Genomic DNA, 20,085 nt, shown 5'->3' with positions numbered 1-20,085 from the left:
GAGAGATGATCATGAGCAAGAGAGCTTATAACTTCAATGCAGGACCCGCAGCAATTCCGTTAGCCGTGCTGGAGCGCGCGCAGCAAGAATTCGTAGATTTCCAAGGTTCAGGGATGTCCATTATGGAGATGTCTCACCGCGGCGCGATTTATGAAGGCGTTCATAATGAGACCGAGCAGTTGTTGAAGAAATTATTGAATGTGCCTGATGGCTATAAGGTATTGTTCTTACAGGGTGGTGCGAGCACGCAGTTCGCGATGCTTCCGATGAACTTGCTAGGCCAAGGACAAGTTGCCAGCTATGTGATGACAGGCAGCTGGGCAGACAAAGCGATCAAGGAAGCCAAGTTAATCGGTGAGACGCATATCGCTGCTTCTTCCGAAGCGGATAAATTCATGCGCATTCCGGCTCTGGATGAGATCGAAATCCCTGCTCATGCAGCTTACTTGCACCTTACTTCGAATGAGACGATTGAAGGGACACAATTCGCGTCCTATCCGGATACAGGCAATGTGCCGCTCATCGGGGATATGTCGAGTGATATTCTCTGTCGTCCTGTCGATGTGTCGAAATTCGGCATGATTTATGCCGGAGCACAGAAGAACTTAGGACCTTCCGGCGTTACAGTCGTGATCGCCCGTGAAGATTTGATCTCGGAATCGCCGAAGACGATCCCGACCATGCTTCGTTACGATACGCACTTCAAGAACAACTCGCTGTACAATACGCCGCCTTCATTCTCCATCTATATGGTGAATCAGACGTTGAAATGGATTGAAGAGCAAGGTGGACTTGAAACTGTTGAGCGCAATAATCGTGAAAAAGCGAACCTGATCTACAATACGATCGATCATAGCGGCGGATTCTATAAAGGTTGTGCACAGGAAGGCAGCCGTTCGATCATGAACATTACGTTCCGTCTGCAATCGGAAGAGCTAGAGAAGCAATTCATCAAAGAATCGGAAGCAGCAGGCTTCGTAGGATTGAAAGGCCACCGCAGCGTAGGCGGTTTGCGCGCTTCAGCATATAATGCTGTGCCGCATGAGACTTGTCAGGCATTGGCTACCTTCATGGCAGATTTCCAGCAGAAGAACGGTTAAGGCATTCTAGCGAATAAAATAGAAAAGGGCCGTCCCTTTGTCATCTGAATGACGATGGGACGGCCTTTATTATTGGTTGACTGGATCATAGGCTTACCGTGACTTCGCGTTGCCGCGGACCGACTTGGTAATCTGCTTCCACTTCTGCTTCTCTTGTTGCCTAAGCTTCGCATCTTCCTTGCGGGCAAGATATGCGAGTTCAGCCTTCATCTTGTTGTAGTTGTCATATCTGGCGCGGTCGAGGGTACCGTTCTCAAGCGCCATTCTTACTGCACAGCGTGGCTCCTGCCGGTGCTGGCAGTCGGAATAGTAGCACTGCTCCGTCAGTGATTCTACATCCTGGAAGGAGCTCGTGAATCCTTCGTCAGCATCCCATAATTGAAGCTCACGCATCCCTGGCGTATCGATCATAAGCGCACCTTCAGAGAGCAGGAAGAGTTCACGATGTGTGGTCGTATGACGCCCACGGTCATCCCCTTCACGTACCTCTTGCACTTTCTGGCTCTCTTTCCCGAGCATCCGGTTAATAATCGAAGACTTACCAACACCAGAGGAGCCGAGCAGGGCAATCGTCATACCTTCTGTCAAATAAGACTTAAGCTCATCAAAGCCTGTATCCGTTACGGTGCTGACGATATGCGTCGGAACGCCGATCGCTACCGATTCTAATTCTGCAGCTTTGGCTGCGGGATCATCGCACAAATCCGATTTGCTCAGAATAATAACCGGGTTGGCGCCGCTCTCCCATGCCATGATGAGGTAGCGCTCAATGCGCCGAACATTGAAGTCATTATTGAGTGCAACGACGAGGAAAACCGTATTAATATTTGTTGCGACGATCTGCTCGTCTGTCGTTGCACCGGCAACTTTACGAGAGAATTTACTGAATCGAGGCAATACCGCATGAATCGTGGCACGGCCGTCTTCAGGGCGGGCTGAGATGGCAACCCAGTCGCCAACTGCAGGGAAATCACCGCGCCCGATAGCGCCAAATCGGTATTTCCCAGAGACTTCACCGATTAATTCTCCGTGTTCCGTGTATAACGTATATAGGTGGGTGTGCTCAAGCGCAACGCGTGCAGCTTGATACCCTAAGTTTGCAAAAGATTCAAAAGCCGTCTGAATCGACGGGGTAAAGCCTAGTTGTTGTAATTGAAATGTCAAAATGGATTCCTCCTAATGGTCTTGGGTTTAAATCAAACATCCAAGCCACAGTGAATCCTTCATCATAATCGTCTATTTTTCCCGTTCATGAGTGGAGTTAAGGAGCACTGTGACCTCGCGACAAGTTATCAGTTCCGGCAATTAACGTATTTTTCACCATTGTAACCACTCCTTTTCTCATTACGGATAGAGTATCCTTGTTGTTTTCCTTATTTAGGGCGAACAAGAACATTATAGGAGTTGGCGTGCCAAAAAGCAATGAGAACTTGTGCGAGGTCGCAAATGCATTAAGCGAGTTCCTCTTTGATCACGGGTTCATTCAGTTTATACCCGACATTGCGGACGGTCATAATATATTGCGGGCTGCGCGCATTCTTCTCGATCTTCTCACGCAAATGGCTGACATGAACATCAACGATGCGTGTATCGCCTAGGAAATGATAATCCCAAACGCCATGCAGCAGTTGCTGGCGACTGAGCACCTTCCCGCGGTGTCTGCACAGGAATAGGAGAAGCTCGAATTCCTTCGGCGTCAGCTCGACGGTGTCGCCATCTAAGATTACTTCGCGTTGTTCCGCATGCACATTGAGCCGTCCAATAGCATAGATCGTCTCTTCCTTCATGGAAGGAAGGGCTTGCACTCTGCGTAGGATCGCTTGAATGCGGGAGATTAATTCTTGCGGGCTGAAAGGCTTCGTCATATAATCATCAGCGCCATGGTTCAGGCCTGTGATTTTATTCGCTATATCTTGGATCGCAGTGAGCATAATAATCGGTACAAGGTTGTTCTCACGGCGAAGTGATCGGCATACTTCATATCCGTCCATCTTCGGGAGCATGACATCGAGTACAATTAGGTCAGGACGAAATTGTTGGATGACATCGAATACCGCTTCTCCATCAAATACACACATCACTTCGAATCCGGCCAACTTTAAATTAAAGTCAATTAAGGTAGAAATGGAAGGTTCGTCATCAACGACGAGAATCTTCTTCTTCATCATGCGCGGTAGCTCCTCTCCAGACAGTTCCTGGTTGTTCCTCTGTGCTTCATTATGGAGGAGGATCATCATGTGAAGATTAATCTAACGTAAAAACCATGTTAAATATTATCAATTTCATCAATGCATTGGATTCAATCGTAAATTGTGACACCATAGTGTATAATGGATAAGAATTGTGAGGTGAATGAACGGATGCCATTACATATCGTCTTAGTGGAGCCAGAAATCCCTGCGAATACGGGCAATATTGCTCGGACTTGCGCAGCGACTGGCACCCATTTACATTTGGTACGCCCACTCGGGTTTCGTACCGACGATGCAACATTGAAGCGCGCTGGACTGGATTATTGGTATGCGGTACATATCGAATATCATGATTCGTTTGCGGAAGTGCAGGCGAAATATCCTGAAGGAAGGTTCTTCTATGCAACGACCAAGGCAAGCCATCGCTATACGGACTTTACGTTCCAGGATAACGATTTCTTCGTATTCGGCAAGGAAACCAAGGGGCTGCCTGAATCGCTGATCCATGCCAACCCGGATACATGTATGAAGATGCCGATGACGGATAAAGTACGGTCCTTGAACTTAGGAAATTCAGCGGCGATTATCGTTTATGAAGCGCTGCGGCAACTTGATTTCAAACCTCTTGGATAACATTTTCATAAATTCTGATTTTTTTTTGCAGGATTTTGCGGGTTTATAATCGAAGTGTAGAAAGGCAGAGTTTTCTTAGGTTATACAAAGACTGATAGAGAAAGGTGGCCGCTACTTATGAAACCTGCCGGTGTAGTCAGAAAAGTTGACCAACTGGGACGTATTGTCTTACCGAAGTCGCTTCGAAAACGTTATCAAATGAATGAGGGGGACCCTGTTGAAATTCTAGTTCAAGGGGATCACATTATTTTAGAGCGTTATCGTCCGAAATGCTTGTTCTGTGGATCTATGGTAAGCGTTATCGAATTTAAAGAAAAGTACATATGCACGCAATGTGCCGAGGAAATGAACCTCTTGCAACGTAAAGCTTAGTATTGTTTTCATGTTGGGGGTAGAAAAAAGCTTCCTGTTCCATATTCATGGACATAGGAAGCTTTTTTGCGTGTTGGGACACGTAATATATGTATTACAGCCCTTTGGTTTTATCTTCGTTATACGAAGAAGTGAGAATTGCCGTAATGAATAGCGCAAACACTAACATAATAATCCAAAAAGTCAGTGACATTATGCACACCTCCAATAGCTAAAACCTATTATACCCAATATATACCTAAATGAAAATCATTAAAATGTGAACATTTCCAAGGGGAAGATTCACAAATCGTCGTTATTTAAAGAATAGGAAATGGGTTGGAACAGGTCGTAATTGTCCGTCGGACGGGTTGTTTACGATACGGCCATTAAAGATGAGGGAGGAGGATCCGCCACCGTCTAGATTGAAGGCATCCGTGACGCCCAAGTTAGCAAGCTTATTTTGTAATTCCTCAAGCGTTGCCCCGGAATTGCCTCGTTCATTATAGCCATCGATGACCATAATGAGTAGCTGATCATCCTTATAATTACCGATCACGGTTCGTGGAGCTCGCTGTGGAGCTTTCCATTTGTCCGGAATCGGATTTTTGACCCCATTCTTAAGCAGTACAGGAACGAAGGTCGCGCCGAATTCAGGATCGAGTTGATCAAGCTGATTTTTGGACTGGAATTTGCCGCCGATGAGTTTCCCTTGCTTATTCAGCCCTACAAAGCTAAGGTCTTTATAGCTTGGCTCAAATCCGCCGTTTACATACTTGCCGTTCATCACCGTCGTGCTGAGCGGATAACGGTTCCCGCCGCCATCGGCGAACCCACCAGCATTGATGCCTGCAGCTGCGCCATATCGGCGAACAGCTCCGAGCGTCGTCTCCGATTTGCCGACCTTATCATGACCGAGGACCATTTTCATTGCTTTCGGGTCCTTCAGTTTGATTTTGAGGGCGTAACCATTGTATGTATTCTGGTTAATGCGATAGAGCTCCATCGTAATGTTGTTGCTATCGATCCGTTCCTTGGGACTGCCAAGCCGCTTCGTAATCCGGGTATTGTAGATTTTCTCTGGTCTTGCCGCTTGTGTGGCAGACTGTTTCACAATAGAATTCATGGTCGACGTCGTCTTCTGATAGATCGTGGCCACTTTGCGGATCGAAGTAATGGTGAACTCGGCCGTCTTACTCGCTTGATCCAATTGTTCGCCTAATTGCGTCGCGGCCTGCGTCAATTCCTCCTGCGGCGCTAGAGGTTCTGCCTCATAGGTGATGGCCACGGGATGCGCAGCAGATAACATATACAGGAGCATGCCGAAGAATGGCGCGCTTGCCAGCATGAACACGCGATTCATTCGTTGTATCGGCGTTCTCATTTTAAGAGATCCATTTTCTTCTGAAGCGCATCAAGCTTCTGCTTCACTTCATTTAATTGCGAATATAATTTGTTGCTGTTATCCGTCTTATTGCTGGCATTATCCTTCGTGAACGTGAGCAGCTCGTTGAATGTGTCGACTTTACTCTTCAGCGTCTCCATCTCTTTGTGCATCGTTTTTAACTGTGCTTCATAGTCTTGTTTGATCTCTGCAAGCTGTTGATTGGTGGACGTCTTCAGCTCAGTAATCATGGTTTGTTTCATATGGTTGCTATATAAGTAGGTTGCGTAAACGCCAATTCCAATCATAACGATCCAAAAAACAAGAAACCATTTTGCTGATGCGCCCCCCTTTTTCACCCTACGATTCATCTCGGCAGAATCGACATTTGGCTCCAAAGAAGAATTCATTTCTATCACCTCTAAAAAATATGAATTGCATGCAAGCAAAAAACGACTGAGCCGCTCTATTAAAGGACGGAGCCGTCTCATAGACTTGCACCTGTGTATTCTACCATGGATTTACCAGTATCGCAAAAAACGACTAGATTCTGTCGAATCCTGTTAAATCTATGAATTTTTTAACGTAGATGCGTACAAGGGATTGCGGAAAAAAATGTTAAGGCGTATGATCTTGTGTAAAGTGTATTGGGAGAGGAGCAATCGTCTATGAATTACCGATTTATTCCGAGTGTACAAGAGGTTAAGGCGTCAGCGGTTCGCGAGATCTTGAAATTTACGCAAGGAAAGTCGATCATTTCCTTGGCAGGTGGTCTGCCGAACGAGGCATTGTTCCCGATGGAAGCGGTCCGGAGTGCAGCGAATCGGGCATTGTCGGGCAATCAACGCGCCTTGCAATACGGCGTAACGGAGGGGCTGCCGCAGCTTCGCGAGAAGTTATGCGAACGCATGGCGTCGCGCAAGAACATGCATGTGAGTACCGAAGAGATGCTGCTCACAACAGGATCACAGCAGGCGATTGATCTGTTAGTCCGCGTCTACCTGGAGCCGAATGACGTTGTACTCGTCGAGAATCCGACTTATTTGGCTTGCTTACAGGTACTTCAATTCCGAGGGGCGAAGATTATTCCAGTCCAAAGTGATGAGCATGGGATGGATCTTACCGATCTCGCGAACAAAATCAAACAATATTCACCGAAAATGGTCTACGTGGTGCCAACGTTCTCCAACCCGACAGGGAATGTGTGGAGTTTGGATCGCCGCGTTGGTCTGCTCGAGCTGTGTCGCGCCAATGAAGTGCTCATCCTGGAAGATGATCCATATGGTGAGTTGCGCTTTGAGTCGAACAGCGGACAGGCTCAAGATCTCGTTCAAGACGTTGATCCATTTCCGACGATTTTTTCGATGGATCAGGCTGAGGATCGCATTGTCGTCTATACGAGCACGTTCAGTAAGACGGTAGCTCCTGCGCTTCGCACAGGATGGGCGATGGGGGATCGACGGGTTATTCAAGCTATGACGCGAATGAAGCAATCGGTGGATATTCACTCCAGCATGCTCGACCAGAACATCCTCTATGAATTACTGGTCGCGCCGGACTTCAGCCTGGATGAGCATATTCAAGTGATTCGGAAGGAATACGAAGAGCGGATGCTCTTGATGAAAAGGCTGCTGGAAGGGCCGGACTGGCAGGAGACGAACTGGATTACGCCGAAGGGAGGAATGTTCTTCTGGGTTGAGCTTCCTTCAGGGCTCGATGCAGATGCATTACTCAAGGTATCGGTATCGAAGGGGGTTGCCTTCGTGCCAGGCAATGACTTCTACGCGGCAGAGCCGAAGCGTAATCGGATGCGGTTGAACTTCACGCATTCGTCCCGCGAACAGATTGAGACAGCAATGAATGTCTTGGCGGAGTCGATCGGCGAATTCGTCGCACGGAGTTAAATAGATGTGAAAGCCCCTACCAGACCATGATGAATGGCCTGGTAGGGGCTTCTTTGTCTTGCTGGCACAGATCGCCGGAATCTCTCTAAGCGAGGTAATCTAGGCATCCTGCTGTGCGGTGGCCGAAGCTTCGCGCAAGACGGTGGCGTATTCTTCGAGCGCGGCAAGACCTACCGGCGTGAGCTCGTAAATGCCGCGCGAAGCACGGGCGAACCAGCCGTAGTAGTTGTGCTGGAGCATGGTGGCTGTGTTGCTGTAGCCGCACAGTTCACGAAGGCGCCGCGGGCTGAGCTGCCCGTGTTCGTGAAGGCATTTGGCGAGGTTCAGCGCCTTCTCGCGGTAGGCGGTGACAAGCTTCCGCTTCGTGCTGCCGCCTACATTATAATCGCCGCTGCGTTCATTGAATTCCTGCAGCAGACGGTTCTTGCGCCGACTGCTCACCCGTGCCGGTTTGTTAACGGGTGCAGTTATGTATTGTGTCGCTGCGGCTGATTCACATAGCACTTCGACGATAGGCTTCTTTGTTTTATAGAAGGTCACAGTTAACAGACCTAAGCCTAATCGTTTGCATAATCGGGTGAGTTCACCCCAACGTTGATTCACCGCGCCTTTCTTGCTGCGATTCCGTTCGACGGCGAGGTAGACCTGCTCACTGGATTGCATCCGATCAACCCCTTGCAGCAGCAGTGCGAGATTAAAGGTTTTCTTAAATTCGACAATGACAATGTCCTGCTCATCTTGGCTAACCGCGACCAGATCGCAATGACGGACTTCCCCTTTTACCGTGTAACCGCGTGCCTCATAGAAACGCTTGATCGGCTCATATAGCTCGGTCTCATGCTGGATCGCCATGATTCCTCTCCCCTTGTCCCCAACAATCTTACATCATTCCAATTTTCGTACCTGAACTAGCCCTCATTATATAGGATCGGACTGAAAATTTCGAGCAACTAATCCCATCTCCCCGCATAAGTATGTAATACACTTTTAGAATGGGTTTGGCATTGTCACACTTCGGTCTGATAGGGGCACCAATAGAAAACAGAAGCGTAGGAGGTTAGAATCATGGACTTATTTAAGCGAATATCTGAACATCATGCGGAGAGTGAGCGAATAGCTTGGACTGGGACATTTCGAGAGTATGTTGACTTACTGCGTCTAGATCCAACCCCGGCAATGACAGCTCATGCCCGGGTGTTCGAAATGATTAAGTCCCATGGTGTGGAAGAAAGTCATGGCAATAAACAATACAACTTTTTCAGGAAGGAGTTATTCGGCCTAGATCGGGCACTCGAGAAATTGGTGGAAGAGTACTTCCATTCAGCAGCACGAAGGCTCGATGTTCGGAAAAGGATTCTCCTCTTGATGGGGCCGGTCAGCGGCGGTAAATCGACACTGGTTACAATGCTAAAGCGTGGTCTCGAGCAATTCTCGCGTACCGAAAAAGGTGCGGTCTATGCGATCAAAGGGTGTCCTATGCAGGAAGAGCCCCTTCATCTGATCCCGCACGAGCTGCGTGCCGAAGTAGAGAATGAGCTAGGTGTTCGAATCGAAGGCAATCTCTGTCCGTCGTGTCAGATGCGTCTTCGCACCGAATACTATGGTGATATAGAGCGTGTCTTAGTGGAGCGAGTCGTCATCTCCGAGGATCAGCGTGTAGGGATCGGTACGTTCACTCCATCCGATCCGAAGTCGCAGGATATTGCGGATCTCACGGGAAGCATTGACTTCTCGACGATTACGGAATACGGTTCGGAGTCGGATCCGCGCGCGTATCGCTTCGACGGGGAGCTCAATAAAGCGAACCGCGGACTAATGGAATTCCAGGAAATGCTCAAATGCGACGAGAAGTTCTTGTGGAACCTGTTGTCGCTGACGCAAGAGGGGAACTTCAAGGCAGGCAGATTCGCGTTAATCTCGGCGGATGAGTTGATCGTCGCGCATACGAATGAATCGGAGTATAAAGCTTTCATCGCGAACAAGAAGAACGAAGCGCTCCAATCACGGATGATCGTCATGCCGATTCCTTACAACTTAAAAGTATCGGCGGAAGAGAAAATCTATGAGAAGCTCGTCGGCCAAAGTGATATGAAGCATATCCATATTGCGCCGCATGCGCTGCGGTCTGCCGCCATCTTCTCCATTTTGACCCGACTTAAAGAGACGAAGAAACAGGGCATGGACCTCGTGAAGAAGATGCGGATGTACGACGGGGAAGAGGTTGAAGGCTACAAGGAAGCAGATCTGAAAGAGATGCAAAGCGAATATGCGGAAGAGGGTATGTCAGGCGTGGATCCGCGTTATGTCATTAACCGGATTTCGAGCGCTCTGATTAAGCAGGATCTTCAATGCATTAACGCGCTAGATGTGCTGCGTGCGCTGAAGGATGGACTCGATCAGCATGCATCCATCACGAAGGATGAACGCGAGAAGTATTTGAACTTCATCGCCGTCGCTCGCAAAGAGTACGACAATCTGGCGAAGAAAGAAATTCAAAAGGCGTTCGTATACTCCTTCGAAGAGTCGGCAAAGACATTGTTCGAGAATTATCTCGATAATATTGAAGCCTTCTGCAATTGGACCAAAATCCGCGATCCGCTAACCGACGAGGAGATGGAACCGGATGAGAGATTAATGCGTTCCATCGAAGAGCAGATCGGCGTCTCGGAAAATGCGAAAAAAGCGTTCCGGGAAGAGATCCTGATTCGAATCTCGGCTTACTCGCGTAAAGGACGCAAGTTCGAATACAACAATCATGACCGTCTGCGGGAAGCGATCGAGAAGAAGTTGTTCGCTGATCTGAAAGACATCGTGAAGATCACGACGTCCACGAAGACGCCGGATGAGAAGCAACTGAAGCGAATCAACGAGGTATCCAAACGATTAATGGATGAGCATGGCTATTGCCCGGTCTGCGCGAATGAGTTATTGCGTTATGTCGGAAGCCTGTTGAACCGATAAGTTGATACGTAACGGTGAGCTTGAAGTACATTAAGCCATGTCTGCCCCAAGGGGTGGGCATGGCTTTTGCGATTTGGGGCGTGCCGCGGGTGGAATAACTGCCAAAAGGCAGTTAAATGTCGGGGAACGGTGCGCCGCGTGCGAAATAACTGCCAAAAAGCAGTTAAATGGAGCGAAACGGCCTGCCGCGTGCGAAATAACTGCCAAAAGGCAGTTAAATGTCGCGGAACGGCTCGCCGCGTGCGAAATAACTGCCAAAAGGCAGTTAAATAGCGCGGAACGGCCCGCCTGGAGCGAAATAACTGCCAAAAGGCAGTTAAATGGCGCTGAACGTCCCTCCGCGTGCGAAATAACTGCCAAAAGGCAGTTAAATGGCGTGGAACGGCCTGCCACGAGCGAAATAACTGCCAAAAAGCAGTTAAATGGCGCGGAACGTCCCACCGCGTGCGAAATAACTGCTAAAAGGCAGTTAAATAGCGCGAAACGGCCCGCCGATGCTCGGAGTAACTGCCAAAAGGCAGTTGTTCAGCCACTTAAAAGACGCATCATACCCCAATACGTCCATCCGCCCCACATATTATAGTTAAAACCTATTACTATAATAAGATCTATATATTTCACGAATAACAATATTAATGCCAAAATAAGGTTACTTAAGAGAGGAGAGGATTCACATGACAATCCAACACGGACAACAGCAATGGGATGCGAGAAATTATGATCGATCGATGCCTTTTGTATCAGCGTTTGGCCAGGAGGTAGTGCAATGGCTGAATCCGCAAGCAGGCGAACGAATTATCGATTGGGGCTGTGGCACGGGAGATTTGTCGGCACGAATCGCTGAGAGCGGGGCGAAAGTCCATGGGATCGATTTTTCCCAGGAGATGATTCGGGAAGCCATGACGAAATACCCGCACCTTTCTTTCGAACATGCGGATGGACAGCATTGGTCAACTGATCTGCCCGCCGATGCGATCTTCAGCAACGCCGCGTTGCATTGGATGAAGGACGCGCCGAGTACGGTCCGGGCCATGGCGAAAGCGGTGCGTCCTGGAGGTCGACTGGTCGCTGAGTTTGGCGGCAAGGGAAATATCGCGAGTATATCCATGGCACTTGAAGACGTGATGACGGCGAAAGGATGGTACGAGGCATCGATGAATCCATGGTATTTTCCGAGCATTGGTGAATATGCATCTTTATTAGAGCAGTTCGGATTCCGGGTCATGCAGGCAATTCACTTCGACCGTCCAACGTCTTTACAGTATGGTGAGCAAGGCATGGTGAACTGGTTGGATACGTTTGCGGGCTCTTATCTGAATCATTTGACGAAGGAGCAGCGCGTGAATGTCATTCACAACGTTGTTGAGCAGACAAGGCCACATTTGATGAAGGAAGGGCAATGGGTTGTGGATTATAGCCGAATTCGAGTATATGCTGTAAGAAATGGTTAATTCCTTTGTGAGAAATGACAAAATTCGTTCAGATCGCCGTTCTTTCGTTGCCAAGGATAGGGTTCTATTGCACAATGGGAGATAACCCCAATAGAGGGATTGTTCGATAAGCTAGCTTTTTGATTACGAAGTGTTTCGAAAACGCTAAGGTGCTGAAAAGCTGATGTATTGAACTTCATCTTGATGAAAATGAGGCAGAATCATGTTACAGAATTGGAAAAAGATATTAATGCTCGCGATTCCGTCCCTCTTGTCCTTCGCAACGGCGACGGTCATCGGAACGGTCAACCTGATTATGGTAGGGCATCTCGGGGCGCTCATCATTGCCATCGTCGGCGTGTCGAACATTATTATGTACAACGGTTTCGCGATATTCTCTGGGATCGGGCATACAGTGAACTATCTGGTCGCCCAGAATTATGGTGCGAATGATATGAAGACCGGGATCAAACGGATGTATTATGCATTATATTTATGCACGTTTTTTGCCATTGTTTTATTGATCATTGGTTGGTTGTTCTCCGGCGTTATTTTAGGATGGACCGGGGGCTCTTCGGAACTGGTGTCAGCAGGGGAATCCTATTTGCAGCTGCGATTCGTCGCACTGGCGATTGGGATGGTCTCTTTCGTATTTCATGGATTTCTTCGCGGCATTGGCGATACGAAGACATCTATGGTCTTATCCGTTATCAGTAATGTCATCATCCTATTTTTAGTCTACGCGCTTGTCTTCGGACATTTTGGCTTGCCTGAGCTAGGGCTTGAAGGTTCAGGGATTGCGATTCTGATTGGTGAAGCGGTGGGTCTCTTGCTTGCGATCTATGTTTATTTCTTCCGCCTGCATCCGCTATATCATACACGGACTTGGGTCACACCACGCTTCAAAGACATGGGAGAGATGATCTCCGAGAGTGCGAAGCTTGGCGTGCAAGAGTTCTCCATGAGCTTGTCGATGTTCATCTTCACCGTGTTCGTGGCAAGACTTGGGACGGAGGCGCTCGCTGCGAATGAAGTAGCACTGAATGTCATGTCTTTCGGCTTTATGCCGGCCTTTGCTTTCGGAGCGACGGCGACGATTCTGGTCGGGCAAGAAGTTGGTCGCGGACAGCCGCTGCGCGGAAGACGAGCAGGAACCGATACAGCCATTATGGGTTCGATTTTCTTGCTCATCTTAGGGACAGTAGAGTTTATTTTCGCCGAGAATATTTCGATGCTGTATAATAATACAGATCCCGGTGTCTTCCATACGGCTGCGCAGCTTATTATGATCTCGGCCTTCTTACAGTTGTTCGATGGGTTCTTGAATTTCTATGCGGGCGGATTACGAGGGATTGGAGATACCACCTTCCTATTGCGTGCATCGCTGGTCGTCGCGTGGTGCCTGTTCGTTCCATTGTCCTATTTGCTCATATTCGTCTTGGATATGGGGAGCATTGGCGCATGGATCGCGTTGTACACGTATCTGATGGTTTTCGGCTTAACGCTGATGTATCGGTTCTATCGAAGAGACTGGAGCACGATCCAGGTCAAAGGGTCTGCACACGCCTAATGAAAATAGGTTGTAACCGAAAAAGCTCTCAATCATTCTGGATCGGAATGATGAGGGCTTTTTTTTGATGTAATTCTTGAAAACAGCCTGAAAGTAAAATAATGATTTACAATAATTGATTGTGTATATTATAATTAGTATACTAACTAATTAAATTTGGAGGTTTTTTATGTCCTCAAGTATTTTGGATGATTCACTTGGATTTCGCCTTGGCATGACCTATCGCAAAGCTTCGCATAATCTGACCCAACGATTCAAGCCTTACGATATAACACCAGAGCAGTATACTCTGTTGGTGCGCTTAACGGAAGAAGATGGCATCAACCAGAAGGAGCTTGCGCAGCGTACTGCTCGTGATCAGCCTACATTGACGCGAATTCTTGATGTTCTGGAGCGGAAAGGACTGGTACGCAAAGTGACAGATCCCGCCGATCGCCGCGCATTCCTACTCTATATCACAGATGAAGGTCTCAAGAAGGCAGAGGAATTAATCCCGATCGAGAAGGCATACGACAAAGAATTATTCGCTGGCATGACTCCGGAACAAATCACCCAGTTCAGACAGAGCCTCATGTTGTTATTCGAGAATGCCGAGCGATTAAATATGTATAATTCATAGACAGAAGAGGTGTTTGCGTTGGAACTCGCACATGCGACAGAAGTGAAACCATCCGCAGCCCCTAGGCTGTGGACGAAAGATTTTATTTTATTAACTGTATCAAATTTGTTCGTCTATATGAACCTGCAGATGATTACACCGGCTCTACCGGCGTATGTAGCGCAGAAGTTCAATGTATCCAGTTTCATGATTAGTTTTGTGATCAGTATGTTCGCCCTCTCGGCCATTGCAACCCGGATGTATGCGGGGGTTGCGGTCTCACGAATGAGACGGGCGCCGCTTGTCATTGCAGGGCTTCTCATCTTCCTCTTATCGACCATGACGTATTATGGTGTTGGTGCCATAGCCTTCATCATCCTTGTTCGCATTGTGTATGGTGTCGGATTTGGGATTATTAGTACGACGTACGGTACTGTTGTCTCTGAGATCATTCCCAGACGAAGAATCGGTGAAGGGATGGGCTATTTCGGTCTATCAACTAGCTTGTCGATGTCGATCGCGCCTGTTATTGGCCTATGGCTGCTGAATGATTATGGCTTTGGTACGCTAATTGTCGTAGCTTCTGTTCTGATTGCGCTTGTCATCCCGATCACATTCGCGATTCGCATGAATCGGCAAGAGAAGAGTGATAGCCAAGGAAAAGCGCCGATGAAGATGAAGTTGATGGACCGTGATGCGCTGCTTCCCTGCGGACTAAATATCCTATTATCCATCACCTACGGCGGATTAATCACGTTTATTACAATGCTCGGCAAAGAAAATCATATTCCAAATGTCGGATGGTTCTTCTTGTTCAATGCGCTTGCTGTTCTGCTGGTGCGTCCGATCTCAGGCAAGATTTATGACAGCAAAGGTCATGGTGCCGTACTGCCGATCGGTTGTGTTATGGTTATCATCTCGATGCTGCTCCTTTCTTATACGACATCGCTCTCCATGTTGATCGTATCAGCGCTGTGCTATGGGATCGGGTATGGTGCTCTCCAGCCTTCACTGCAAGCATGGGCGATTCAAAAAGCGAAACCGGAGAATCGCGGCGTTGCGAACGGGGCGTTCTATAACTCCATTGATTTCGGAATTGCGCTGGGCTCCATGACGCTCGGTATTGTGGCATTGAAGACAAGCTATGCGGTGATGTTTCGCCTCTCCTCGTTATTCATGGTATTATTTATAGTAATCTATGTTATTACGAGAAGGAGACAAGGACAATCATGATTCGAACAGCAAGAGCAGAAGATGTAGCACAGGTCGTACCATTAATGCATGCGGCGATTGGCCGGATTGCCAATACGCTTGCAGGCACAACAGATGACCAAGAAGCGCTTACGGTTGTTGGTGAGTTTTTCATGCAGCCAGGGAATCGACTTAGTTATGAGAATACGATCGTCTATGAAGTGGAGGGTCAAGTGGTAGGTTTCTTGCTTGCTTATCACGGCAGTCGTACCGAGGAGCTTGACAAGCCTTTCGTGGACCGCATTCGATCCGTGAGCGGGGAAGAAGTCACGATCGTGAAGGAAGCCCAAGATGATGAGTACTATTTGGATTCGGTCGCGGTGAATGATGCTTACCAAGGTCAAGGGATTGGGAAGAAGCTGATGGATGCGTTCGAACAGCAAGGGATAGAACGCGGTTATACCAAATTAGCGTTGCTCGTGGAGATGGATAATGAGAACGCTTACCAATTGTACGTGAAAAAAGGATATCATGTAGATGGTGAGATCATGGTCAGCGGTTATCATTTCCGTCATATGATCAAAATCGTGAATAAATAATAGATACGATGTCTAAAAATTTCCATATTAATATTGGAATTTCCTGTATGTTCCAGTCTTTATTCCTTATAATCAGGTAGTACACCTATATATATATTTCAAAGGGGCAGGGAACTTATGATCAACGTTTCACAGCATCGATTGAGACAGTTAGAATATACGGGAATCACGGAAGAAGACCTGCAATTGCTAGCTTCCAATCAACAGGTTTTTCGCAAGGTAGTCGAGCTTGTAGTTGATCGGCTTTACACACAAATTCAGCATCAGCCAGAGTTAGTGGAGCTGATCGGCAAGTTCAGCACCATTGAACGATTGAAGCAGACCCAATCCGATTATTGGATATCGCTCAGTCAAGGCGTGATTGACGAGGAATTCATCACGAATCGAATACGGATTGGCAGCGTGCATTCCCGAATCGGCCTGACGACGAATTGGTACCTTGGGACGTACATGGTGTACTTGAACATTGCGACTGAGGTGCTCAAAAATGAACTGCCATATCAATGGATGCAATTGGTGCATGCGATCTCGAAAATGTTCAATTTCGATTCCCAACTTGTGCTTGAGGCCTATGAGTTGAAAGAGAAAGACAAAATTCAAGCCATGGTGGATCATAAAGAACATATGCTGCATCAAGTGAGTCTTGTCGTTCAAGAGCTGGCAGCGATGATGCTCGAATTGGATGCGAGTGCACAGACGATCGCGGAGACGGCAATTACGACTGCGGAATCGCAAGATCATGCTCATGAGTTGGTCGAGAGCCTGAACGTGGAAGTGGAACAGATCACGGAAATGGGTGTGCTCATTCGTGGCATTTCCAATCAGACGCATCTACTCGGCTTGAACGCAGCGATTGAAGCGGCGCATGCCGGCGAGCATGGCAGAGGGTTCGAGATCGTAGCGAATGAGGTTCGTAAGCTTGCGTTAACTTCTCGCCAGGCACAGGAGCAAATCCAAGAGAAGCTGGAGCAGATTGAATCCAAGTTGGTACAGGTGAAGCAGGAGTCGGAACAGACATCGCTTAACGCCCGTCACCAAGCAGCCAGCTCGGAAGAGCTGCATGCCTTCGTGCAGATGATCGAGAAAGTCGCAATGGATCTAAAGGGATTAAATTCATAAATCGATGCAGAGTGAAGCGAAGGCGCCCGAAGCGGGCGCCTTTTTGTTATGCAGATTATAAGGTGATAAGGATTCCTGTCTTGTCGTCAGACATCTTGAATCGTTCGGATCGTCTGCAATCCGGATCTTCGGCTTCCCATCGACATAATTGATCGACATATGATTGCAATCCTTGATCGATGACATCTTGAACAAAGTGATGGGGATGCTCCGCAGCAAGGGGATAAGCGGGTTGCCAAGGATAAATGCCGTCTGTAATCATAAGCAAATGCTTGAGACCTTGGCGAGCGATCCGCCCAGACTCGAGATGATGCAGGAGTTCAGGTTCACCGTTCATCACGCTGTACCCGCCCGGCTGATTCGCATATTGTCGATTCCGCTGCAATTGTGCGGTGACCTCATAGGGGCGTTCCCCATGAACAAGCTCCATGTTGTTCAACGTTTTCCACAAGGAAAGAGCCCGGCTATCGTGAACATCGACACCATCATAAGTAACCGTGCGAACGAATCCATGCTCATACACCGCATAGATCATACAATCGCCGCTCTGCACCCAGTCGATATGATGCGGACTGATCTGAACAACTGCATGGACTGCGCTCCATCGCGCACTTGCATCGCGGACGTCGGTTCGCGCCTCGATCATCATCTGACGCAGCTGGTTATTCGCGGTCAGCGTGCGTTCAACAAGGGTTGTTGAATGAGAAGAGAATATGAAATGCTCCGCGATGAGCTGCGCCGCAATCTGACCGGAGCTAGTGCCAGGATGCTCAGTTGGAATAAGGCTTGAGACGCCGTCCACCACGCCATAAATATGCTGATCCTCGTTCATGATGATGGCATCTTCATTATATGTGCCTTGGCCTTTCCGATGAATTTGCTCGATACGCATCGTACGTGCCCTCCGTTTCTCCACGAATTGTATACTTTACATTCTAACATTTGCCTTAGAAGAAATGTGGAAAATATGGTATAATAGGATCAAGGAAACAACGATATCGTTATACCGTAGGCTTAGTTTGAGAACGCTTACCAACATGCCGAGGAGGGAGCTCTATGTGGACATTTTGGAGGAGAAACAAACCTAATCAAGAGCCGGCACGTATTCAAACGACGTTGAAAGATATTGAGAAAGCTGTTATTCAATTCGAGGCGAATCTGCCAAAAAATGTGAAACGCACTATTCTTGTGGACAAGGATAATCGGATTAACACGGCGCGGCTCGTCCCTTATTTAGGTGGAACTCCGATCGAAAATTATTATATGAGTACCCAAACGTATGAAATTTTTACAGAGAAGGATCGATTGATTCCTCATTATTTGGACATTGTACAAGAAGCTGTCGATGCCTACATGGACGATAATCACAAATTGCCCATTCTGCAAGATTGCGCGGAAAACCGTGTTCATTATGAACTGCTCATGCAAGAATATTATTTGAAAGAAATGCCTCCATTTCCGTTGTATATCACGGATGAGGAGTATATGTTAAGCCACACCCCGTAATCAGGCCGTGTATGAGCATTGCGAGAATCATGAGCATCCCCAAGGGAATTGCGAAGGGGATGCTCTTTTTGTACCCGAAATTGACTTTTGATTGCTGTGTAACTATAATCGTTACAGCGTAAATTGCTGTAGACAGAGGAGGAATGAGGATGATTAGCAGTCGTTTTTCCGTCGCGGTCCATATCTTGACGCTGCTTGAACTTCATAAATCAGGACGTATTACTTCAGAACTTATTGCAGGAAGTGTGAATACGAATCCCGTCGTCATCAGACGGATGATGAGCTTATTGAATAAAGCTGGATTAATCCATTCCAGTCCGGGTGTAGCCGGAGCGACCTTGGTCCGTCCGCTGCATGATATTACGCTCCTTGACGTGTATCGCGCCGTTCAAGTTGGTGTGCAAGAAGAACTGTTCGCGATCCATGAGAATCCGAATCCTGCGTGCATCGTGGGTAAAAACATACAGAGCACGCTGGAGATGAATTTCGCTAGAGCGCAGCAGGCGATGGAGCAAGAGCTTGCGCGCGTGACGCTCGATCAAGTGGCGAATGATATTCTTCATGCACCGTCATAATGGATCTTGTTCACGATAAGCGCTTGGCGTCATATGGATCAGTTTGCGAAATTGATTAATGAAATGATTATAATTATGAAACCCTACATCCTGGCTCACTTCAAATGCGCTCCGATCGGTATGCTTCAGGAGTAATGCCGCTTGACGGATCCGCATTTGATTGAGCATTTCAATCATGGAGCACCCGGTGTTTTCTTTGAATAGATGCGATAATCTCGATGGAGAAAGACCGACTTTTCTCGCAATGACATCGACCTTCAAAGGGTCGCGAATATGCTGTGAGAGGAGGAATAGTGTTTCTTCTACACGTGCATCGAGCTTCTGCATCCCGCGCTGCGCAAGCAGCATGAGAATTTCACGTAACGCATTGTAACAGAGCTCCTGGGCATAGGGTCCACCTTCAGTTGAATCGGTAATCATTCGCTCGAATGCACTGTAAATGCGGTGACGAGCGGATTCATTTTCGATCGGCTGTTGATGGATTTCATGATGCGGCAGTAAATGCGGTTCCATGCGTTGATCCGAGAAATGTGCCCATACCATATGCCATATCTCCCCTTTACGCGTACCGTAGTGATGCGGTATCCCAGGCTTCAATAGCGTCATGTCACCCGTCCGGCAGATGACATTCATGTTAGGTGTTGACGCGTACCCTTCCCCGCCAAGCGTATAGATCATGAGCCAATCCTTCCGCCCATAGGGCCGCTTGGATGCATACGTATCTGGTGCATGGTAGTGCCCTGCAATGATGATCCGTTGTTCCTCTTCGAACGTCATCTTCGTGTACTCTTGATACATCCCGATCTCTCCCTTCCGATCCAACTCATATTCCCCTAATCATATGACGCAGCAGGACGCTCGACAAGAAGAATAGCAGAATTGTGTGAGAGATTAGCAGGATCGATGATTTAGATCCAGTGGGTCTCTCGCATATACTGTAGGAGAAGAATGAAGGTGAAGGATGTTCAAGGG

20 protein-coding genes are annotated in these 20,085 nt (G+C 47.8%); 13 read left to right on the top strand and 7 right to left on the bottom strand.

The genetic code is table 11. The annotated features are described in order from the left end of the window. Positions 1 to 11 precede the first annotated feature (11 nt). The gene (gene serC / locus GCU39_RS17695; RefSeq protein WP_193726529.1) at positions 12 to 1,100 is read left to right on the top strand and encodes a 3-phosphoserine/phosphohydroxythreonine transaminase; all 1,089 of its coding nucleotides are present in this window, start codon (positions 12 to 14) and stop codon (positions 1,098 to 1,100) included. A 93-nt stretch (positions 1,101 to 1,193) separates the two neighbouring features. On the opposite strand, the gene rsgA is transcribed toward serC, so the two are convergent. Both rsgA and GCU39_RS17685 read right to left on the bottom strand, forming a co-directional pair. Beyond that, a complete protein-coding gene (gene rsgA, locus GCU39_RS17690; RefSeq protein WP_152394727.1) occupies positions 1,194 to 2,264 on the bottom strand; it encodes a ribosome small subunit-dependent GTPase A in 1,071 nt (356 codons plus the stop codon). Positions 2,265 to 2,551: 287 nt separating this feature from the next. Beyond that, positions 2,552 to 3,268, bottom strand: coding sequence for a response regulator transcription factor (locus GCU39_RS17685; RefSeq protein ID WP_321575585.1), 717 nt, complete (start codon positions 3,266 to 3,268; stop codon positions 2,552 to 2,554). Positions 3,269 to 3,460: 192 nt separating this feature from the next. Between GCU39_RS17685 and trmL the strand changes: the two genes are divergently transcribed. Both trmL and GCU39_RS17675 read left to right on the top strand, forming a co-directional pair. Continuing rightward, complete coding sequence (trmL, locus tag GCU39_RS17680; protein WP_152394726.1) at positions 3,461 to 3,925, top strand: tRNA (uridine(34)/cytosine(34)/5-carboxymethylaminomethyluridine(34)-2'-O)-methyltransferase TrmL; 465 nt, start codon at positions 3,461 to 3,463, stop codon at positions 3,923 to 3,925. A gap of 117 nt (positions 3,926 to 4,042) precedes the next feature. Next, positions 4,043 to 4,297 (top strand): AbrB/MazE/SpoVT family DNA-binding domain-containing protein, encoded by a 255-nt coding sequence (locus tag GCU39_RS17675; protein ID WP_152394725.1) that lies wholly within the window; start codon positions 4,043 to 4,045, stop codon positions 4,295 to 4,297. Between the two features lie 295 nt (positions 4,298 to 4,592). On the opposite strand, the gene GCU39_RS17670 is transcribed toward GCU39_RS17675, so the two are convergent. Beyond that, positions 4,593 to 5,660 carry a phosphodiester glycosidase family protein gene (locus GCU39_RS17670; RefSeq protein WP_152394724.1) on the bottom strand — a complete coding sequence of 356 codons (1,068 nt, stop codon included), beginning with the start codon at positions 5,658 to 5,660 and terminating at the stop codon, positions 4,593 to 4,595. Further along, positions 5,657 to 6,070, bottom strand: a complete 414-nt coding sequence (locus GCU39_RS17665; protein WP_152394723.1) for a hypothetical protein — start codon at positions 6,068 to 6,070, stop codon at positions 5,657 to 5,659. Before GCU39_RS17665 ends, GCU39_RS17670 begins: the two co-directional genes overlap by 4 nt. A 258-nt stretch (positions 6,071 to 6,328) precedes the next feature. Here GCU39_RS17665 and GCU39_RS17660 point away from each other — a divergent pair, with 258 nt between their 5' ends. Then, positions 6,329 to 7,564 carry an aminotransferase-like domain-containing protein gene (locus tag GCU39_RS17660; protein WP_152394722.1) on the top strand — a complete coding sequence of 412 codons (1,236 nt, stop codon included), beginning with the start codon at positions 6,329 to 6,331 and terminating at the stop codon, positions 7,562 to 7,564. A gap of 99 nt (positions 7,565 to 7,663) precedes the next feature. Here GCU39_RS17660 and GCU39_RS17655 read toward each other — a convergent pair whose 3' ends face one another. Continuing rightward, positions 7,664 to 8,416, bottom strand: coding sequence for a DUF2161 domain-containing phosphodiesterase (locus GCU39_RS17655; RefSeq protein ID WP_152394721.1), 753 nt, complete (start codon positions 8,414 to 8,416; stop codon positions 7,664 to 7,666). A 213-nt stretch (positions 8,417 to 8,629) separates the two neighbouring features. Here GCU39_RS17655 and GCU39_RS17650 point away from each other — a divergent pair, with 213 nt between their 5' ends. From GCU39_RS17650 to GCU39_RS17620, 7 genes are all read left to right on the top strand, one after another. After that, on the top strand, positions 8,630 to 10,525 hold the full coding sequence (locus GCU39_RS17650) for a PrkA family serine protein kinase (RefSeq protein ID WP_152394720.1): 1,896 nt from the start codon (positions 8,630 to 8,632) through the stop codon (positions 10,523 to 10,525). A 674-nt stretch (positions 10,526 to 11,199) separates the two neighbouring features. Next, complete coding sequence (locus GCU39_RS17645) at positions 11,200 to 11,976, top strand: class I SAM-dependent methyltransferase (RefSeq protein WP_152394719.1); 777 nt, start codon at positions 11,200 to 11,202, stop codon at positions 11,974 to 11,976. A gap of 202 nt (positions 11,977 to 12,178) precedes the next feature. Next, entirely contained in the window at positions 12,179 to 13,525 is a 1,347-nt protein-coding gene (locus GCU39_RS17640; RefSeq protein WP_152394718.1) for an MATE family efflux transporter, read from the top strand. Positions 13,526 to 13,694: 169 nt separating this feature from the next. Further along, positions 13,695 to 14,144 carry a MarR family winged helix-turn-helix transcriptional regulator gene (locus GCU39_RS17635; protein WP_152394717.1) on the top strand — a complete coding sequence of 150 codons (450 nt, stop codon included), beginning with the start codon at positions 13,695 to 13,697 and terminating at the stop codon, positions 14,142 to 14,144. 18 nt (positions 14,145 to 14,162) lie between these two features. Then, complete coding sequence (locus tag GCU39_RS17630; RefSeq protein WP_152394716.1) at positions 14,163 to 15,356, top strand: MFS transporter; 1,194 nt, start codon at positions 14,163 to 14,165, stop codon at positions 15,354 to 15,356. Next, positions 15,353 to 15,913 carry a GNAT family N-acetyltransferase gene (locus GCU39_RS17625; RefSeq protein WP_152394715.1) on the top strand — a complete coding sequence of 187 codons (561 nt, stop codon included), beginning with the start codon at positions 15,353 to 15,355 and terminating at the stop codon, positions 15,911 to 15,913. Before GCU39_RS17630 ends, GCU39_RS17625 begins: the two co-directional genes overlap by 4 nt. Before the next feature lie 117 nt (positions 15,914 to 16,030). Next, positions 16,031 to 17,032 (top strand): globin-coupled sensor protein, encoded by a 1,002-nt coding sequence (locus GCU39_RS17620; RefSeq protein WP_152394714.1) that lies wholly within the window; start codon positions 16,031 to 16,033, stop codon positions 17,030 to 17,032. A gap of 55 nt (positions 17,033 to 17,087) precedes the next feature. Here the strand turns inward: GCU39_RS17620 and GCU39_RS17615 are convergent, their stop codons facing one another. After that, positions 17,088 to 17,924 carry a protein phosphatase 2C domain-containing protein gene (locus GCU39_RS17615; protein ID WP_152394713.1) on the bottom strand — a complete coding sequence of 279 codons (837 nt, stop codon included), beginning with the start codon at positions 17,922 to 17,924 and terminating at the stop codon, positions 17,088 to 17,090. Positions 17,925 to 18,088: 164 nt separating this feature from the next. On the opposite strand from GCU39_RS17615, the gene GCU39_RS17610 reads away from it, so the two are divergent. Together GCU39_RS17610 and GCU39_RS17605 are read left to right on the top strand one after the other, a co-directional pair. Further along, a complete protein-coding gene (locus GCU39_RS17610) occupies positions 18,089 to 18,538 on the top strand; it encodes a DUF3939 domain-containing protein (RefSeq protein ID WP_152394712.1) in 450 nt (149 codons plus the stop codon). A gap of 149 nt (positions 18,539 to 18,687) precedes the next feature. Beyond that, a complete protein-coding gene (locus GCU39_RS17605) occupies positions 18,688 to 19,113 on the top strand; it encodes an Rrf2 family transcriptional regulator (protein WP_152394711.1) in 426 nt (141 codons plus the stop codon). Here the strand turns inward: GCU39_RS17605 and GCU39_RS17600 are convergent. Next, complete coding sequence (locus tag GCU39_RS17600; protein ID WP_227793251.1) at positions 19,108 to 19,935, bottom strand: helix-turn-helix domain-containing protein; 828 nt, start codon at positions 19,933 to 19,935, stop codon at positions 19,108 to 19,110. The genes GCU39_RS17605 and GCU39_RS17600 overlap by 6 nt on opposite strands. Between the last annotated feature and the right edge of the window lie 150 nt (positions 19,936 to 20,085).

Source organism: Paenibacillus guangzhouensis, assembly GCF_009363075.1.
GTDB lineage: Bacteria > Bacillota > Bacilli > Paenibacillales > Paenibacillaceae > Paenibacillus_K > Paenibacillus_K guangzhouensis.
This window is presented reverse-complemented; position numbering and strand designations above follow the sequence as displayed.

Bases quoted from the DNA above. Each gene is read 5' to 3' on its own strand.
- GCU39_RS17655 (WP_152394721.1), bottom strand. From the start codon at position 8,416: ATGGCGATCCAGCATGAGACCGAGCTATATGAGCCGATCAAGCGTTTC.
- serC (WP_193726529.1), top strand. From the start codon at position 12: ATGAGCAAGAGAGCTTATAACTTCAATGCAGGACCCGCAGCAATTCCG.
- GCU39_RS17620 (WP_152394714.1), top strand. From the start codon at position 16,031: ATGATCAACGTTTCACAGCATCGATTGAGACAGTTAGAATATACGGGA.
- GCU39_RS17665 (WP_152394723.1), bottom strand. From the start codon at position 6,070: ATGAATTCTTCTTTGGAGCCAAATGTCGATTCTGCCGAGATGAATCGT.
- GCU39_RS17610 (WP_152394712.1), top strand. From the start codon at position 18,089: ATGTGGACATTTTGGAGGAGAAACAAACCTAATCAAGAGCCGGCACGT.
- GCU39_RS17615 (WP_152394713.1), bottom strand. From the start codon at position 17,924: ATGCGTATCGAGCAAATTCATCGGAAAGGCCAAGGCACATATAATGAA.
- GCU39_RS17640 (WP_152394718.1), top strand. From the start codon at position 12,179: ATGTTACAGAATTGGAAAAAGATATTAATGCTCGCGATTCCGTCCCTC.
- GCU39_RS17605 (WP_152394711.1), top strand. From the start codon at position 18,688: ATGATTAGCAGTCGTTTTTCCGTCGCGGTCCATATCTTGACGCTGCTT.
- GCU39_RS17645 (WP_152394719.1), top strand. From the start codon at position 11,200: ATGACAATCCAACACGGACAACAGCAATGGGATGCGAGAAATTATGAT.
- GCU39_RS17685 (WP_321575585.1), bottom strand. From the start codon at position 3,268: ATGATGAAGAAGAAGATTCTCGTCGTTGATGACGAACCTTCCATTTCT.
- GCU39_RS17675 (WP_152394725.1), top strand. From the start codon at position 4,043: ATGAAACCTGCCGGTGTAGTCAGAAAAGTTGACCAACTGGGACGTATT.
- GCU39_RS17670 (WP_152394724.1), bottom strand. From the start codon at position 5,660: ATGAGAACGCCGATACAACGAATGAATCGCGTGTTCATGCTGGCAAGC.
- GCU39_RS17635 (WP_152394717.1), top strand. From the start codon at position 13,695: ATGTCCTCAAGTATTTTGGATGATTCACTTGGATTTCGCCTTGGCATG.
- GCU39_RS17625 (WP_152394715.1), top strand. From the start codon at position 15,353: ATGATTCGAACAGCAAGAGCAGAAGATGTAGCACAGGTCGTACCATTA.
- GCU39_RS17650 (WP_152394720.1), top strand. From the start codon at position 8,630: ATGGACTTATTTAAGCGAATATCTGAACATCATGCGGAGAGTGAGCGA.
- trmL (WP_152394726.1), top strand. From the start codon at position 3,461: ATGCCATTACATATCGTCTTAGTGGAGCCAGAAATCCCTGCGAATACG.
- GCU39_RS17660 (WP_152394722.1), top strand. From the start codon at position 6,329: ATGAATTACCGATTTATTCCGAGTGTACAAGAGGTTAAGGCGTCAGCG.